A 15618-nucleotide genomic window follows, 5' to 3' on the forward strand; every position below is an offset into this window, starting at 1 on the left:
GCGAGAACATGATGAACGACCTGCGTACCGCAGTCTACGCCCAGCTCCAGCGGATGCCACTGGCCTTCTTTACCCGGACCAGGACAGGCGAGGTGCAGTCCCGCATCTCCAACGACATCGGCGGCATGGGGTCAGTGATCAGCAGCCTGTCCGGCAGCATCGTCGGCAACGTCACAACCGTCGTGGCCAGCCTGATCGCGATGCTGGCCCTGGACTGGCGGTTGACCATCATCTCGCTGCTGATGCTCCCGATCTTCGCTCTGATCAGTCGGAACGTCGGCAACCAGCGGCGGGTGATCACCCGGCAGCGGCAGGTCCAGCAGGCGCTGCTCTCGGTCCTGGTGGAGGAGTCGCTGTCGGTGAGCGGATTTCTGCTCGGCCGGGTGATGGGCCGGACGCAGACGCTGGTCGAGCAGTTCAGCCGGGAGTCCGGCACGCTCACCGAGCTGACGATCCGTTCGGCGATGGCGGGCCGATGGCGGGCGGTGACTATGCAGATCATCATGTCCGCCATGCCGATCGGCATATACTGGGCCGCCGGGCTGACGGGTCATCATGGCCATCCGGCAATCTCGATCGGTACCCTGGTCGCGTACACCACGCTCCAGCAGGGGCTGTTCGGCCCGACCGTCTCCTTACTGGGCGTCGGCATCACCCTGCAGAGTTCGCTCGCTCTCTTCGAGCGAATATTCGAATATCTCGACTTGCCGGTCGAGATGGCCGAACCGGCCCACCCCACGCAGCTGCATCGCCCACGAGGGCACGTACGCCTGGAGCAGGTCAGCTTCAGCTACGGCGACCGAAGGCCGGCGCTGCGGGAGATCAACCTCGACATCCCGGCCGGCAGCCACGTCGCCGTGGTCGGTGCCACCGGCGCCGGCAAGACCACCCTGGGCTACCTCATCCCCCGCTTGTACGACGTGACATCGGGCCGCATTCTGATCGACGGTGTGGACATCCGTGACCTCGACCAGGCCACCCTCGCTTCCATCGTCGGGGTTGTCTCCCAGGAGACATACCTCTTCCATACCACCATCGGTGACAATCTCCGGTTCGCCCGGCCGCAGGCCACCGCCGAAGAGGTGATCGCCGCCGCCAGGGCCGCCCAGATCCACAACCTCATCGAGAGCCTCCCGGACGGCTACGACACCGTCGTTGGCGAACGCGGATACCGGTTCTCCGGAGGCGAGAAGCAGCGCCTGGCCATCGCCCGCACCATGCTGCGCGACCCGCGCGTGCTGGTCCTCGACGAAGCCACCAGCGCGCTGGACACCCGCACGGAGCGCATCGTCCAGCTGGCGCTCGACCAGCTGTCAGAAGGTAGGACCACCATCACCATCGCGCACCGTCTGTCCACCGTCCGGGACGCCGACCAGATCATCGCGCTTCATCAGGGGCGCGTCGTGGAACAGGGCACCCATGCCGAACTCCAGGCACGCGGTGGGCTCTACGCCTCGCTACTCGCCAAGGACAACCCCCAGCACCCTGAGCCCCGGCCGGTTCGCCTCACGGAGAAGTATCGATGACCACGACAACACCCGAGCGCTTCCTGCTCGCCTACGACGCGACCTGCGGCACCTGCCGGAAGATCTCCCGCGAGGTCGCCCGTGCCTCCGGCGACCGGCTCGCCGTCGTCCCGCTCGACCGCCCTGACGTCCGGCAGTGGCGCGCGCAGGCACTCGGCGCACACGCGCCGTGGGCACCAACATTACTGCGGACCCACGACGACGAGGTCCGGGCCTGGACGGGCCCTGTGATGGCGGTGCCCCTGATCCGCAGACTCGGACCGCGGCGCACCATCAGCGTCGTGTGCGCCCTCGGCCGGATGCGCCACGACGAATCCGCGCCCCAGGCGGCCGGCTCCGGCACTCCTTCCCTACCGGTGCTGTGGAGCGGCACTCTGGCCGCGGCACGGATGCTGCTCACCGGGAAACCTCCCACGACCGCTGCCCGGGAGAACAGTGTGGCGGCCCGCTGGGTCTCCGCCCACCGCGACGAACTCCCGCGCTCCTACGACGGCGTGACCGCACACCCGGTCGCCTACCAGCGGGCGATCTTCGATGCCTCACCGCCGGAGGTACAAAGCCGCCTGTGGATCGAGGCGTTGGAGCGGGACCGGGCCTCCCGGACCGGCATGACCGGGCCGCAGGAAGCCCTCTTCGCCAGGGCCATCGAACTCGCCGGCGATCAGCGTCTCTTCCATACCGGACGCGAACTGGATTCGGATCTCCGCCAGCGTCTGATCGAACTGCGGCAGGATGCCCTGCATGAGTTCGAGCGGGCCGGGGACCGTCGCCTGCTGCTGACCCTCGGCGCGACCAAACCGCATCAGAAGGCACGCTGATCACGAATCGGCCGATTCGAGACTCAGGGCGCGCGCTGGGCGTCACCGTGCGTTCAGCACGGCTGCCGGCGAACGCCGTCCCGGCGGTACTCGATGGGCGGCATCCCGTAGGTGGCCCGGAAGGCGCGGGTGAAGTCGGCGGCGCGCGGGTACCCCCAGCGGGCTGCGATGGCATGGATGGGGATGCAGTGCTGGGCGGGATCGGCCAGGTCCCGGCGGGCGGCTTCCAGGCGCAGGCGGCGGATGTAGCCCGCCACCGTGATGCCCTCCTGCTGGAACAGCCGGTGCAGGTAACTGCGAGACAGGTGCATGGCAGCGGCGACCCGACTGGGCGTCAGGTCACCTTCGGTCAGGCTGTGGTGAATGAACCGCTGGATCCGCAGAAGCAGCGTGCGGCGGTGGGCCTCAGGCGGCAGGAGTGGCTCGGCGGCGAGGTTGTGGGCGAACAGGGCCGCGACCAGGTCGGTGAGCACGGTCCCCAAGCGCGGGGCGTCGTCCGGACGGTACGAGCCGACATCGGCGGCCACATGAGTGAGGAACTGCGTGAGCAGCGCCCCCACGCCCTCCCGCCCCGACATCTGCCGCCCGATAGCTCGGTCTGCTCGGCCGCACGGAAGTGGCAGCGCAGCTCGCGGAATCTCGACGCCGACGATCGTGGCTGGCAGCCGCCCGCTCCATGTCTCGTGCGGTAGGGAGGTAGAGACGATGTGGAGGTCGAGTGGCCGATAGGCGGCCTCGTGCCCGTCCCACGCCGTCCCGCCTTCTCCGTCCAGGAGGACCGAGAGGTGGTAGGCCTCCGGGTCGGACTGGCGGATCAGCCGCGGCGTGCGACGGAAGGTCGTCTGCTGGAACGTCGTCGGGTACACGGTCACCTCTCCGAGCGGGATACACCGGAGGTGAGCCCGGAAGTCTGCCGCGAACTCGCTGGTCATTTTCATGGGCGCGTATACGCGACCCATGATCTCGCACCAGGCGTCGAACCGGTCGGCAACCGGTAAGTCCTCGCTGCGGAAGACGGTCTGCGTCAGCATGTCGGGGGCTTGAGTTGGTGGTGGTGGGAGACGATCGCCGTGACGGGTACAGGCTTGGTGTGCTTCACAGCCGGGGGTTGGCGGGGGGTTCCCGAGGCCGGCGGCGCGGCCTGGATCCCCGCGCCGATCACCGTCGAGGAGATGGCGACAACGGCAAGCAGCCGGTTCCATTCATGACGGCCCGTCCAGTGCCATATCCGACTCGTGGTGCTTCTCTGGTGTGCAACTAACGCCACAGCGCCCCCGCCTTCACGGTGATCACATAAATGCCGAATGATCTCTACCGGTCGCGGACATGGCACAAACAGCAGCAGTAGCCTCTTACCGATCTCACGAAAATTTCATATCGTCACATGTCGAGCTTGCCCGGATGATTCACCCACTGCGGTCAATATGCCGTCGAGCGGCGGGAGTTGTGGGCTTTATCTTCAGGCCGACCGTGCGGTCCGGCTACCGAACGTCGTAGGGCCTTCCCCGCCGAGCACGTCGGCTGGTACAACCACCGCCGACTCCAGGGGGAAATAGGCCACATCCCGCCCGTCGAATACGAGAACAGCCACTACTTCGCAACCACGAATCCCCAGCTCACACCCAACAATCGAGATCTCTACCGAACCCGGAGCGGTACACTCGGCACCAGGGCAGGGGACACATCGCTCTTCCTAGTGGCTCTTGCTACGGCTACGTCCGGGAGCCGGATGGCCATTTTCCGGTGAGATACAGCGCCCGACAGCACCACCGAGCTTTGCTCACGAGTGCCGCGCGATGTCAGGGCATCAATCAACGAACACGTCTCACGACTGTTGCGCGTAACCCACCCTCGTGAGCTTCATCGCGGCCTCCCATACGGCGGCGTCGACCGCAGGGCCCATCTCCCGTGCTCGGCCGGAGCCACATGGCAACGGACGGCGAGGAGACCGGGGCAGGTCCGACCCCAGCCCAGGGCCGCTGGCATGGGCTGCGGGTGCTGCGGCACACGTCCACAGCGTCAAACCACCCAATGATTCAAGAAAAGGCGGTGTTTGACCCAACAAGCGCATCGGTGGGGCAACGGTTGATGCTCTCCATGTCATGACCACTTAAAAAGATGATCAAACACCCCATTGACCTCCATAGTAGTCATAGGATCTCAATCACCCCTCGAACCTTCGTTCGAGGGGTGTATTCAACCACACAAACATGGGGGGTAATCCGTGAAATCGGATCGACTGCTTAAAGTTGCCGTGGGGGCAGGGATAGCGGGGATGGTTTTATCCGCTGTGGCGGTACCAAGCGCGCAGGCCCACGGCATACAACCGGCGCCCACCACCACTCAGGCCAAGCCGACTCTGACTCAGATCCTTTCGATGGGCGTTACGGACCAGAACAGGATTCTCAACCCGCTACGGGAGATCGCGAACGCGGCGGGCCAAGCGGGGAAGACCACCGAATCGGGAATCTATTCCACCCTACGCATCGACGCGCCCAACGATGCGGTCGACATCTACCTGACGGATTCATCCAAGGGGGCGCAGTTCCTGCGGGCCGCGCAGCGAATAGATCGGCACATCGACACGAGACTCGTGAAGGTGAAGAAAGCCCCTTACACCTTGCGTCAACTCCACGCCGCTCGGGCCCAACTGCTCGCAGAGCAAGCTGCCCACAAGCTTCCCTACACCATCTACACCGCCGCTGTCGCCACTGATGGGTCGTCGGTGCAAGTGACGGTGAACAAGCCCGGCGTGGCCCCGGCGAGCTCACAGGTCCGAGGTGACGGTGCGTCAAACGTGGCTGGACAGCAGGATACGGTCGGTGGGGTAAAGGTCACATTCGCAAGCGGTCGGCCGTTGAAAGCGGACAGTTGGGCCGACACGAAGTGGCACGACTCCTCGCCTTTTATCAGCGGCGACGCAATATCGGATGGCGCGTATATCTGTAGCGCGGGACTGCCTGCAGTCCGTACCAGCGACAACCACCCGATCATGATCACTTCGAACCACTGCTTCACCTCGGGTGAGCCGATCTACACTGGAAGCTCCCCCACACCCACCATGGGTGATTTCTACGATACAGACGAGGGCTACCCTGGAAATTACGTCGGAGCGGTCTCCGGAAAAAGCACGGAGTGGGACGCCGAAGAGATCGACGGCAGCAACAACAACTCTGACGAGAGCGACTCGACGACGTGGTATCCGGTTGTCGGCGACGCCTACTCCTACAACGGCGATTCGGTGTGCCAGGACGGAGTTGCTTCCTTCTTCATGAAGGAAGGGACCGTGTGCGGCATCAATGTCATCAACCAGGACATCACGTACACATTGCAGACCGAAACACAAGGCAGCTACACCGTGCGAGGAGTTGAAGGCGTCCGTTCCGCATGGGCGGTTGCTCAAGGTGACAGCGGTGCCATGGTGTTCCAGGCAGGCTCAGCACGCCAGGCACGCGGAGTCATCTCGGCCGGGTCAACGGACGCTCCTACAGGCGGAGGGCATGCCGGCACCTACGTCTACTGGACGGAAGCGCCCGACATTCTCTCGCACTTCGGACTCAAAATGAACCCGCAAACGTGATCCGCCCTCGCTCGTTCCGGCTCAGCCCAGTGGGTGGAGCCGGAACGTCCTTCACGGAACCGGAGAACTGCGCTCGCCGTCTTACAGCCGTGAGGAAGAGTCGGTGGTTTCGTCTGAGCATGACAGCCATGGTGGTTGCCGGAGCAGCGATGAGCGCTGGCTGCTCGCACGAACCGGGGGCAAACACCAGGCCGACATCGCCCGCTACCGGCCATGTGCCGATCATTCGGGCTGTGAGCATCGACCAAACCGGCCGTGTCCTCCAGGTACCCGTAGAGGTCGGCGGTTGCCAGAGGCCGACCGTCAGTACGGTACAGACCTCTCATGTTGTGACCGTAACCGCTACGGTAAAGACGTACCAGCCGCCGGCAGGGACCAAGTGTCCGGCAGTCGTAGGGTTCCTGCCTTTCAAAGTCAGCCTGGACGAGCCACTCGCCAATCGCCGACTACGAGACGGCGCCACCGGCAAGTACCTACCACCGCCGACGCACGCGAGTGCACGGCAGTGAGGTGATGAGCGTCGTGTCCCGCTTCGGGGTGCCGTCAACGAACGGCGAACCAACCGACACGGAGTTGAACGTGACACTCAAGCGATCGGTCCCTGCCTCATCTCCATCCGCAGCCCTGGCGCCCGGCGCGCCGCCGTGAATGTCCGACTGAGGCATCACCGAAACGAGTGATGCCGCATTTCTGCCGTTGACAGAGCTCAGACGCCATCCGCTTTCCGAACGTGATCGTTTGTGTTCGTGCTGGATGGGCGTGAACTCCATCTGTCAGTTGGGGGGTGCTTCCTCCGCTCGCGTCGCTTAACTGGTGCCCTCGGTTGTTGGTCTCCCGGAGGCCCGGAAGAAGAAGGCCCATGGACTTAGCCGCCGGCCGCGACGCTCCCCACGCGCAATACAGCGGACGTACGGCCAAAGCCGCTGTTGATGAAGTGAGGCTACATTGATGCCACGTTCCTACCTGCGGATACACGCGATCGCGACCGGCTTAGTCACAGCCACGCTCCTGCTCGCCACGGCATGCGGTCGACAGGCCGCCGTTGCCCCGGCGACACCCGCGAAACAGAGATCAGCTGCTCCTTCGATGCCCAATAGCTCCGGGCCACCCAATCAACAGAAGCTGCACGCGGCGGCAGACGCCATCGAGCGTCTGGGTGCTTCCCAACCCGACTCCTTCACCGGACTTGTGATTGACAATCCGGGCGATCGCGTCATCGTCTACCGCAAGCAGCACTCCGCCTTCGACGCCGCGCTCGCCCGACTCCAAACGGGAGTGCGTATCGATAAGCGAGATGCGCCGCGTTCGATCAGCGAACTGGCGGCGACCCGGAACCACGTGACAGCGTTGATGGGACACACCACCGGTTACACCATCGTCTCGGTGGGCGATGGATCGGTGGCGAGCTACACCGCGGGCGTGGTGGAGGTCGGTGTCACCGGCGACCTGGCACGTGCCAGGAAGGAGTTGGGCGCGCGCTTCGTCGACGAGGTCGCGGTTGCGGCCGGTAAGCCCGTAGCGGGCTGAGAGGGCACGTTCCCCTCGAACGGTTCACCGCAGATGGCCTTGTTGTGGTCTGCTGGGCATCGGTCAGTTCGCCTCCGGCGAGCTTCTCGAAGGCCTCCCGGTCAGAGCGATCTGTCGCGAGATCATTCTTGGCACGGGCCTTACGCCTGCGCGGACTTGCGGACCGCATTGGCCACAGCGTCAACCTCGCGATCACAAAGAGCGACGAGCACTCACCGGGAAAGACTCACTTGAGGCGGAGCGTCGTCGTCGCATCGGGGGGAAGCCTCTTTGGCCACGGCGACGGACCCGCCGGACATTGGAATGCGGAAGATCCGGCGTGCGGGCTCACGCGCTCTCGTGGAACTACTCCACGGGACCTTCGGCAATCTCGACGGCCGCCTCGGCACCGCCGCCTGCTGCGGCGCCCAGCCGCAACCGCCCTCCCAGCACAACCGCTTGTCCCGCTGCGATCGACAGTCCCAGCCCACGGCCGGTGCTGCGGTCAAAGGCTCCCGTACGAAACCTGCGCGGTCCGTCCTGCACCAACTCCTGTGGGAAGCCCGGTCCGTGGTCCCGTACGACGATTCGGGCACCGTCCACTGTTACCACAACCGGAGCCCTGCCGTGCTTGACGGCGTTGTCGAGCAGGATCGCCAGGATCCGCCGCACCCGGCGCGGATCCGTCACCACCATCCGGCCCTCGCCGAGAACCCTGACGGACACCGTCTCACGGCCGTGATCGGGAAGACACGCCACAACGCCGCACACAACCGAGGCCAGATCCACGGGTTCTCGATGCGGGCGCTCTGTTCCCGCGTCCAGCCGCGACAGCTCATCGAGCTCTTCCACCAGGGACCTCATCCGCCGCACACCGACACGCACCATCTCTACCGCGCGCGGGTGCGGCAGCAGATCGGAGGCGGTGACCAGACCCGTGACAGGAGTGCGCAGCTCGTGGGCGACCCCGGCGGCTAGTTCCCGGTCCGCCGTCTCCTGCCGCTCCTTGACCGAGGCAAGGTCGCGAAGGGCTTGGCTCAACTCGGCAGCCTCCCCGTGGGCTTCGTCCGAGCGGGAAGCTGGGCCCACCGGTTGGCCAGACACGATCCCGCGCGCTGCGACGGCGCCGTGCCGCACCCGCCGCGTCAAGCCGTGCGCAGTGAACCAACCCACCACCCCAACGAGCGCGGCGACAAAGATGCCCCCCGGCAACAAGTCCCGCTCAGCCAGGCGCAGCGGGTCCTGTTCCACGGGCACCGCCGGGATGGACAGCACCTTGCCACTCACTCCGGCCGCCGCGTAGACCCTGGGGGCACCACCACTGCTGATGTATGCACCGGCCCGGCCCCGCCTGGCCACGTTGGCCAGCGGAGCGGGCAACGAGGCATCATCCAGTCGTGCACCCGGCACCAGGGTGCCGTCCCGCCCGTAGCTGCTCAGGGCCGACTCAAGCAACACGTACTGGTGCTCACGGTCCTGGGTGCGCTGCGCCAACACCAAAGCGGGCAGGGCAGTGATGAGTCCGAAGACGGTCACGGCGAGCATCGCGACAAGACAGGTCGCGAGCGCGACCCGGCCACGCATACCCCTCACGTGGCCCGGCCCATGGTGCCACGAGTGCATGCCCGGACTCCCATCTTCACACCACTGAGCCGCTGCGACCGACGGAATCGCCTTCTACTGGAAAGGAGGGCAAAACAGCGCCGTGCGTTCCCTGCCAGGTGCATCACCGAGGGATTAGCAGGACGGATGAACGCAGCACTCGCGGACATCACCGGCCGACCCGGCGACGTCTCCGCCCGGACGGTACGCAACCTGCTGAACGGAACCTCGCGCCGGCCCATCGGACGCACATGCGCCGCTCTGGAGCGGGTGTTCGGCTGTCCGGTTGAGGACTTAGGGTTCAGCGCACCATGCACCACCCGCAGGAGGAGGATCCCGTGCGGCGTCGCACCTTCATCGCCTCGGCCACCGGGACCGCAGCCACAGCCGTCCCCTTGGTGGCCCAACGCCGCGCCGTCGGCATGTCGGACGTGGCACGCGCCGCCGGAATGAACGCACTCGTCGAAGCCGACGACCGCCAAGGCGGCCACTCCGAACTGGAAAGGGCGGCCGCCGCGGGCCGCGACGGCGTCCTGGAGCTGCAACAGCGCAACGCCAGCGAACGCGTCCGCCGCGCCCTGTAGGCACTGGCTGCCGAATGCACCACCATCACGGCCTGGTCCTGCATCGACGCCCGCAACTGAACCCCCAAAGGGTCTGCGGTGCTCACCGCTTCGAACCCTGCGGCCAGCCTCGGCCGACTCCCGGCCCGCTGTCCCCGGGGGACTTTCGCGGCCCCTCATGGGAACGTCATGGGAACGGAAGGCCGAGTAAAGACAGGGAAGGACCGGAAGAAGCCGGAAGACTCCGCCGCACTGACCAGCAGGAACAGTGAAGTCAGGGAAAGGCCAGGACAGACAGGGTGATCAATAGACTCTCTCCTAAAGCGGGTGTCGCAGGTTCGAATCCTGCCGGGGGCACTCTTGACCTGCGATTTTAACGCAGGGCGATCAGGCGTTCTCCTTTCTGTAAGGAAATGGGAACGCCATGGGAACGGAATCTGATTGCCCGCCAAGGGTGATCGCGAGCGACCATCCCGTGCGCTGCGTCCGCAGGTGACGGCCCAGGCCAACGGACGTGCCGCGCGTCGGCGGCATGGTGGTGGGCGCGCAGTGGGCAGGCGTGGGGTGCCGTCCGCCGCTGTGAACAACATCGTTGGATGTCAACTGTCGGCGTCGCGATGTGTGATCGGTGACGACTGGAACACCGGGGACAGCTGAAGCCGAAACAGCCCCATGAGAAAACGGCCAGTTCAGCTGATCGCTTCACTGATCACTGCGCGGGGGCGTTGGAGCCTGTGGATGGTTCACGCACGACTCGCCCTTCGCACGGCGACTCCCACAAGCCCGACCAGGATGGTGGCGCCCCGAGCGGCAGCCTGGCGCAGGCCCTTGCCCGGTTCACCGACAACCCGAGGACGCCACACACCGCGGCGACGCTGGAGGAGTTCAAGCAGGCGATCCGTTGCGCAGGGTGGCCGTATTGACGTCGCTGCTCCACACGTAGGTGCGAGGGTCCTGGTAGACGTCGGCGACGCTGCCGCAGCCGATGCCGGTGTGGACGCGGACCGTGGCCCGGCCCCGTCCAGGTCGAACTTCATCGGGCCGATCAACCGGCCAGGGGCATCCGACGTCTGAGACAGCCCCCGAGTCCTGACTTCCTGGCGGGGACCTGCTCCTGGGGAGTCTCGGTGGGCAGCCCTGCCCGTCGGCGTACGACGCCGAGTCCGTCGGGGTGCCGGGCCAGTGCCGGTCGAGGGCGTCAGTGCCGGACTGCCGGAGGACGGTCCGCAGTACGAGCGCGACGGCGATGGCGTCGTCCGCGTAGCCGAGGACCGGGATGAAGTCGGGCACCAGGTCGATCGGGAGGGCAAGGTAGCCGAGCAGGATCCAGAGCAGCCAGCGGGTTCGGCGTGGGAGGGTGCGGTCGCGGGCGAGTCGGGAGACGAGGCACAGCAGATCGGGCAGGAGCCGGATCGCCTCGGTGAGCAGGTTGCCCTTGGGCCGGGCGATCGCGAGGGCGCCCAGCAGCACCAGCCAGCACGCCACCAGGCCGACGGCGACCCCGATCACCATGTGCCATATCCCGCTCATCGGATCCACTTCCGGGCGTGCCGCCGAGCAGGACCAGGAGGTAGACGGAGACGATACGGCCGCGCAGTGCGGGGTCGGCGTGGAGCTGGGTCATGGCGTTGGCGGCGGTGGTGACGGTCACGGAGGCGAGACCGGTGGGCACGAGCACGGCGAGGAAGGTGCCGTAGCCGGGCGACCTGGAAGTTGAGGCCGAAGGTGCCGACGAAGGCGGTGATCGCGATCGGCAGCAGCAGGTCAGGCGTTGACCGGATGGCGCGGAAGGCATCGGCGAGCGTGGCGTCGCCGCACTTCTTTTCGCGGGGGCGTGGAGTTCGTCGGCCCGGATGGTGATCAGGCCGTAGAGGACCGTCAGGTATGAGGCCGCGTTGATCAGGAAGACGGGGCCGGTTCCGGCACCGGCGACCGCCAGGCCCGCCACCGCCGGGCCGATCGCGCGGGCGAGGTTGAACTGAGCGGAGTTGAGGCTGACCGCGTTGGACAGACTTTGTCTGTCGATGAGTTCAGAGACGAAGGCGTTGCGCGCGGGGCTGTCGAGGGCGGTGGCCGTGCCGAGGAGGAACAGGTCGGTGGACTGTTCGCTCATGGTTTCTCTCCTGGATGACGGGCATGGCAGTGCCCGGAACGATGTCGGGCTGAGAGCGGCGTACGGCATCATGGGCCGGTGGACTTCGAGTCGTACCGGGGTGAGCTACTCGCGTTCTGTTACCGGATGCTGGGCTCGTTCCACGAGGCCGAGGATGTGGTTCAGGAGACACTGTTGCGCGCCTGGAAGGCCCGGGATCGGTATGACCCCGCGCGCGCGTCGATGCGTACCTGGCTGTACCGGATCGCAACGAACGCGTGCCTGACCGCGCTGGAGGGGCGCGGCCGGCGCCCTCTGCCGTGTGGGCTGGGTGCGCCAAGCGACGATCCGGAGGCTGCGCTGACGCCGGCGCTCGATGTCCCCTGGCTGGAGCCGTTTCCTGATGCGCGGCTGGATGTCCAGGCGCGGGCTGACCTGCGCCTGGCGTGGGTGGCTGCGGTACAGGTGCTTCCGGCCCGGCAGCGTGCAGTGCTGGTGCTGCGGGAGGTGCTGGGGTTCACTGCGGCCGAGGTCGCCGAACAGCTGGGAACCACGGTGGCGGCGGTCCACAGCGCGCTGCAGCGCGCTCGTGCCGCCCTAGCGGGCGCGGGCGGTCCGGATGTGGTGCGTGAGCCGGACGATCCCGGGGTGCGGGCGGTGGTGCAGCGGTATGTGCGGGCGTTCGAGGCCGCCGATGTGCCCGCACTGGTGCGGTTGCTGGCCGAGGACGCGATCCTGGAGATGCCGCCGGTTGCGCTGTGGTACCGGGGCAGCACCGACTACGGCCGGTTCCTGGAGCGCGTCTTCCGGATGCGCGGCACCGGCTGGGCTGTGCGGGAGCTCTCGGCGAACGGGCAGCCTGCGCTGGCGGCGTACGCGCCGGAACCCGGCGGCGGGCACCGGCTGCACACCCTGCAGGTGCTCACCGTCACCGGCGGCCTGGTGGCGCACAACGTCGTCTTCGCCGATCCGGGCGTCTTCGACGTCTTCGAGCTGCCGCGGCACATTCCTGCCGGGGACTTTGCGCCAGAGCGATGAGTCGGATGGGCGACGCCGGTATGTACCGGTGAGCATTCGACCTGAGCGAGAGGAACATCGCTGTGAGCATCATCGTGATCGGGTTCGTCACCGTAGACGGGGTCATGTCCGACCCCACCGGTTCGGAGGGGACGCCGCTGGGCGGCTGGGCGCTGCGGCACGGCCGTGAAGCCATCGACGGGGACAAGTTCCGGCTCGGCCGCACGCTGGACGACGGCGTGCTGCTGTTCGGCCGCACGACCTGGCAGATCTTTTCCCGCCTGTGGCCCGGACGTGAGGGCCCGTTCGCCGCACGCATGAACGCCGCCCCGAAACTGGTCGCCTCCCGCACGCCGAGCGGCACGGACACCGCGGCGTGGGCGAACTCGCGGATCCTGGAAGGCGATGTCATCGACGCCGTCAAGCACGAACCGCGCGATGTGGTCGTCATCGGCAGCCTCAGCATCGTGCGCCAGCTGATGGCCGAGGACCTGATCGACGAATACCGGCTGCTGACCTTCCCCACCGTCCTCGGCACCGGCGACCGGCTCTTCCCCGCGGGCGGCCCTCACACGGAGCTGGAGTGCCTGTCGGCGCAACAGGTCGGTCCCGCCGTCCTCACCCGCTACCGCAGGGCCACCCGTTGACCGCCCGCTTCATCGTCTTGTACGAGACGCCGGCCGACCCCGCAGCATTCGACCGCCACTACCGCGACGTCCACCTCCCGCTCGTACGCCGAATCCCGGGACTGCGCTGCTACACGCTCGGGCGCGACGCGGTCGCCGTCCGCGGCGGCGAACCGTACTACCTGGTCGCCGAATTGGAATGGGACACGATGGAGGAACTACGTGCAGCCTTTGCCTCCTCCGCAGGGCGCGCTGCCGCAGCCGATGCGGCCCGACTCCAGGAGCTCACCCCGGTCCGCAGCATGATCTACACGGTCGACGAGAGCGTGCTGTAGGGGCGCGAACGCGTAACTGGGGAGCGCGGCTCACTGGTTGGTCCGCGTCTACCCTTTCGAAGACGTCTGCTTGCCCGAGCGTCGCGAGTGGACCGGCTACCGGCCTCGGGCGAGCGGCAGCAGACCATCAACGGGGGGACGGACCGCCGTAGCCCTACCGGAGCCGTGTCCTCGAACATGGCCGTCGCGCAGTTCGGCAGTGGACGCCGCCGACGTTCGCGGGCGGCGTCCACGCACGACACCTCGACGTGCGGCACGGCCCCGTTCGCCCCAGCCGGTACGGCCACACAACAAGCCCAGCGTGCTCACCCTGCACGGCTAGGTTCGCCCGGGCGTCGCCAAGGCGGTCGATCGCTGTGCTGCGGTGTAAGAGGCGGACCGGCCGGAAGCCCGTCAGCTCGTGCGGCCCGGTTTCCCCAGCTGGGTGAGTGCGGCTGCGACCAGGGCCTGGACGCCGGTGTCCAGCGTGGGCTGCAGGGCCGGTGCGAAGCGGGGGCTGTGGTTGACCGGGATGTCCTGGGCCACGGTGCCGTGTTGCCGGGCGGTCCGGTAGGAGTCCGGGTCGACACAGCCCAAGGCCCAGTAGGCCGTCGACCGCGAGAGCGCGCGGCGGGTCGGACACTCTCCGACAGGTCAGGCGATCTCGGAGTCGATGCCGGTGATCACTGCGGGGCCGAGCGGCACGCGGTCCGCGTCGAGCCCTGCGTCCCGCAGCGCGGTCTCCGCAAGCCGCCGCGCCTCGCGCTCCGCGTCGGCATTGCTGTCCGCCTCCACGGTGAGCCGGAGGGCGAAGGTGTTGTCGTCGTTGACGGCGAGCACGTCCAGGTCTTCGGCGCTGCCCATCCTGGTCCCGTGCGGATCCGCGGGCCGCAGCGACCGCCCCAGCCGCTGCCGTGCCGCCTCGTCGACGCCTGCGGTAAAGGTGCCGGGCACAGTGATCACATAGGTGGTCATGATGATCCTCCCATCAGGTGTCACACCGCCTACCCCAAATCACCGCGAGGAGTGCGTCCGTGCCCCCGGGCGGCGAGCGGTCTCGTAGATGAACTGGCGGGCACCCCGATCGCGATGCCGCTGTACAAGCGCTTCGACGCGGAGCCGGTGATGACCGGCATGCCGAAGTCGACCAGCAGACCGCCGGCAGCTGCGACCCGGCGGACCCTGCCGTCGGGGTCGGCCGACAGGGCCGCCGCCAGCCGGACCCGGAACCGGAACCGAACTACGGCCCCGGACGTCGCAGCGATGTCCCAATGGCGCGAAGGAGTGGTCATGACGATGGAGGACAGCAGACAGGGCCGACGGACCCGGCCCTCACTCGCGGCCGTCCTGGTCGCCCTCTCCTGTCTCCTGACCGCCTGCGGAGGCAGCGGCGGCGACTCAGAGGCGGACTCAGCCCCGCCGCGCCCTTCCGCCACCCCACCCACGACCGAGCCCTCGGTGAGCAGCTCCAGCACGCCGAGCACCCCCAGCTCGCCCTCCGCGACAGTGTCGGCAACGCCAAAACCGCAGGCATCGAAGTCGACGCGAGCCCCAAGCCCTCACGGGACGTCCTCCGCGTCCGCAGGATGTGTCGCGGGCTCCACCACCACCGCCCACGGTCCCGGGGATCCCTCCGTCCACACCCTGTGTGTGCGATCGGGTACGACGGTGACCGTGGTCCTCAAGCCCCGGGCCCAGGGTGCCTGGCCGCAGCCGCGCAGCAGTAACCCGATGCTGGCCCTGGTGACCTCGGCCGCGACCGACAGCCAGGGCGTCACCCGGGTCACGGTGCGGGCCGCGCGCACCGGCTCGGTGACCGTCACCTGGGGTCCGCAGGGCGCGCCCCTTTTCACTCTCCGGCTGAGTGTGGCGGCGTATCCGGTCGCGAACAGCTCCCGTACGGCCCGGATCATGGGGCCGGTGTCGAGTTGGCTGAGGGTGACGCTGGAGCCCATGGCGCCGAAGGGGAGGTGG

The 15618-nt window shown here is 67.2% G+C and carries 12 protein-coding genes and 3 pseudogenes; 8 read left to right on the forward strand and 7 right to left on the reverse strand.

Annotated features, from left to right (window positions below):
• Both ABZ646_RS22380 and ABZ646_RS22385 read left to right on the forward strand, forming a co-directional pair.
• On the forward strand, positions 1 to 1526 hold a 1526-nt coding region (locus ABZ646_RS22380; protein ID WP_360521555.1), incomplete at its 5' end, for an ABC transporter ATP-binding protein.
• Positions 1523 to 2344 (forward strand): hypothetical protein, encoded by an 822-nt coding sequence (locus ABZ646_RS22385; protein ID WP_360521558.1) that lies wholly within the window; start codon positions 1523 to 1525, stop codon positions 2342 to 2344. The genes ABZ646_RS22380 and ABZ646_RS22385, both read left to right, overlap by 4 nt.
• A 53-nt stretch (positions 2345 to 2397) precedes the next feature.
• On the opposite strand, the gene ABZ646_RS22390 is transcribed toward ABZ646_RS22385, so the two are convergent.
• Positions 2398 to 3375: an AraC family transcriptional regulator gene (locus tag ABZ646_RS22390; RefSeq protein ID WP_360521561.1), complete on the reverse strand. Its 978-nt coding sequence runs from the start codon at positions 3373 to 3375 to the stop codon at positions 2398 to 2400.
• A 1193-nt stretch (positions 3376 to 4568) separates the two neighbouring features.
• Here ABZ646_RS22390 and ABZ646_RS22395 point away from each other — a divergent pair.
• The gene (locus tag ABZ646_RS22395; protein ID WP_360521564.1) at positions 4569 to 5924 is read left to right on the forward strand and encodes a peptidase; all 1356 of its coding nucleotides are present in this window, start codon (positions 4569 to 4571) and stop codon (positions 5922 to 5924) included.
• Between the two features lie 1086 nt (positions 5925 to 7010).
• Positions 7011 to 7451 (forward strand): hypothetical protein, encoded by a 441-nt coding sequence (locus ABZ646_RS22400; RefSeq protein ID WP_360521567.1) that lies wholly within the window; start codon positions 7011 to 7013, stop codon positions 7449 to 7451.
• Positions 7452 to 7796: 345 nt separating this feature from the next.
• Here the strand turns inward: ABZ646_RS22400 and ABZ646_RS22405 are convergent, their stop codons facing one another.
• Complete coding sequence (locus ABZ646_RS22405; RefSeq protein WP_360521570.1) at positions 7797 to 8975, reverse strand: HAMP domain-containing sensor histidine kinase; 1179 nt, start codon at positions 8973 to 8975, stop codon at positions 7797 to 7799.
• Between the two features lie 395 nt (positions 8976 to 9370).
• Here ABZ646_RS22405 and ABZ646_RS22410 point away from each other — a divergent pair, with 395 nt between their 5' ends.
• On the forward strand, positions 9371 to 9616 hold the full coding sequence (locus ABZ646_RS22410) for a hypothetical protein (protein WP_360521573.1): 246 nt from the start codon (positions 9371 to 9373) through the stop codon (positions 9614 to 9616).
• Between the two features lie 864 nt (positions 9617 to 10480).
• On the opposite strand, the gene ABZ646_RS22415 is transcribed toward ABZ646_RS22410, so the two are convergent.
• Together ABZ646_RS22415 and ABZ646_RS22420 are read right to left on the reverse strand one after the other, a co-directional pair.
• The gene (locus ABZ646_RS22415) at positions 10481 to 11125 is read right to left on the reverse strand and encodes a YkvA family protein (protein ID WP_360521576.1); all 645 of its coding nucleotides are present in this window, start codon (positions 11123 to 11125) and stop codon (positions 10481 to 10483) included.
• A gap of 295 nt (positions 11126 to 11420) precedes the next feature.
• Positions 11421 to 11780: pseudogene (locus tag ABZ646_RS22420) on the reverse strand (MFS transporter); the annotation flags it as partial.
• On the opposite strand from ABZ646_RS22420, the pseudogene ABZ646_RS22425 reads away from it, so the two are divergent.
• The 3 genes and pseudogenes from ABZ646_RS22425 to ABZ646_RS22435 all read left to right on the forward strand — a co-directional run.
• Positions 11781 to 12725: pseudogene (locus ABZ646_RS22425) on the forward strand (RNA polymerase subunit sigma-70); the annotation flags it as partial.
• Between the two features lie 62 nt (positions 12726 to 12787).
• The gene (locus ABZ646_RS22430) at positions 12788 to 13351 is read left to right on the forward strand and encodes a dihydrofolate reductase family protein (protein WP_360521579.1); all 564 of its coding nucleotides are present in this window, start codon (positions 12788 to 12790) and stop codon (positions 13349 to 13351) included.
• 17 nt (positions 13352 to 13368) lie between these two features.
• Positions 13369 to 13665, forward strand: a complete 297-nt coding sequence (locus ABZ646_RS22435; protein ID WP_360521582.1) for an EthD family reductase — start codon at positions 13369 to 13371, stop codon at positions 13663 to 13665.
• 393 nt (positions 13666 to 14058) lie between these two features.
• Here ABZ646_RS22435 and ABZ646_RS22440 read toward each other — a convergent pair.
• The 3 genes and pseudogenes from ABZ646_RS22440 to ABZ646_RS22450 form a co-directional block, all read right to left on the reverse strand.
• Positions 14059 to 14250 (reverse strand): annotated as a pseudogene (locus ABZ646_RS22440) (amidohydrolase); the annotation flags it as partial.
• 48 nt (positions 14251 to 14298) lie between these two features.
• Entirely contained in the window at positions 14299 to 14619 is a 321-nt protein-coding gene (locus ABZ646_RS22445; RefSeq protein WP_360521584.1) for a hypothetical protein, read from the reverse strand.
• A gap of 584 nt (positions 14620 to 15203) precedes the next feature.
• Positions 15204 to 15618, reverse strand: a 415-nt coding sequence (locus ABZ646_RS22450) for a hypothetical protein (RefSeq protein WP_360521587.1), incomplete at its 5' end; no start/stop codon positions are given.

This window comes from Streptomyces sp. NPDC007162 (genome assembly GCF_040634175.1).
Classification (GTDB): Bacteria; Actinomycetota; Actinomycetes; order Streptomycetales; family Streptomycetaceae; genus Streptomyces.

Excerpts from the sequence above, each read along its gene's own strand:
- ABZ646_RS22390 (WP_360521561.1), bottom strand. The coding sequence starts at position 3,375 with ATGCTGACGCAGACCGTCTTCCGCAGCGAGGACTTACCGGTTGCCGAC.
- ABZ646_RS22445 (WP_360521584.1), bottom strand. The coding sequence starts at position 14,619 with ATGACCACCTATGTGATCACTGTGCCCGGCACCTTTACCGCAGGCGTC.
- ABZ646_RS22400 (WP_360521567.1), top strand. The coding sequence starts at position 7,011 with ATGCCCAATAGCTCCGGGCCACCCAATCAACAGAAGCTGCACGCGGCG.
- ABZ646_RS22405 (WP_360521570.1), bottom strand. The coding sequence starts at position 8,975 with ATGCTCGCCGTGACCGTCTTCGGACTCATCACTGCCCTGCCCGCTTTG.
- ABZ646_RS22415 (WP_360521576.1), bottom strand. The coding sequence starts at position 11,125 with ATGAGCGGGATATGGCACATGGTGATCGGGGTCGCCGTCGGCCTGGTG.
- ABZ646_RS22385 (WP_360521558.1), top strand. The coding sequence starts at position 1,523 with ATGACCACGACAACACCCGAGCGCTTCCTGCTCGCCTACGACGCGACC.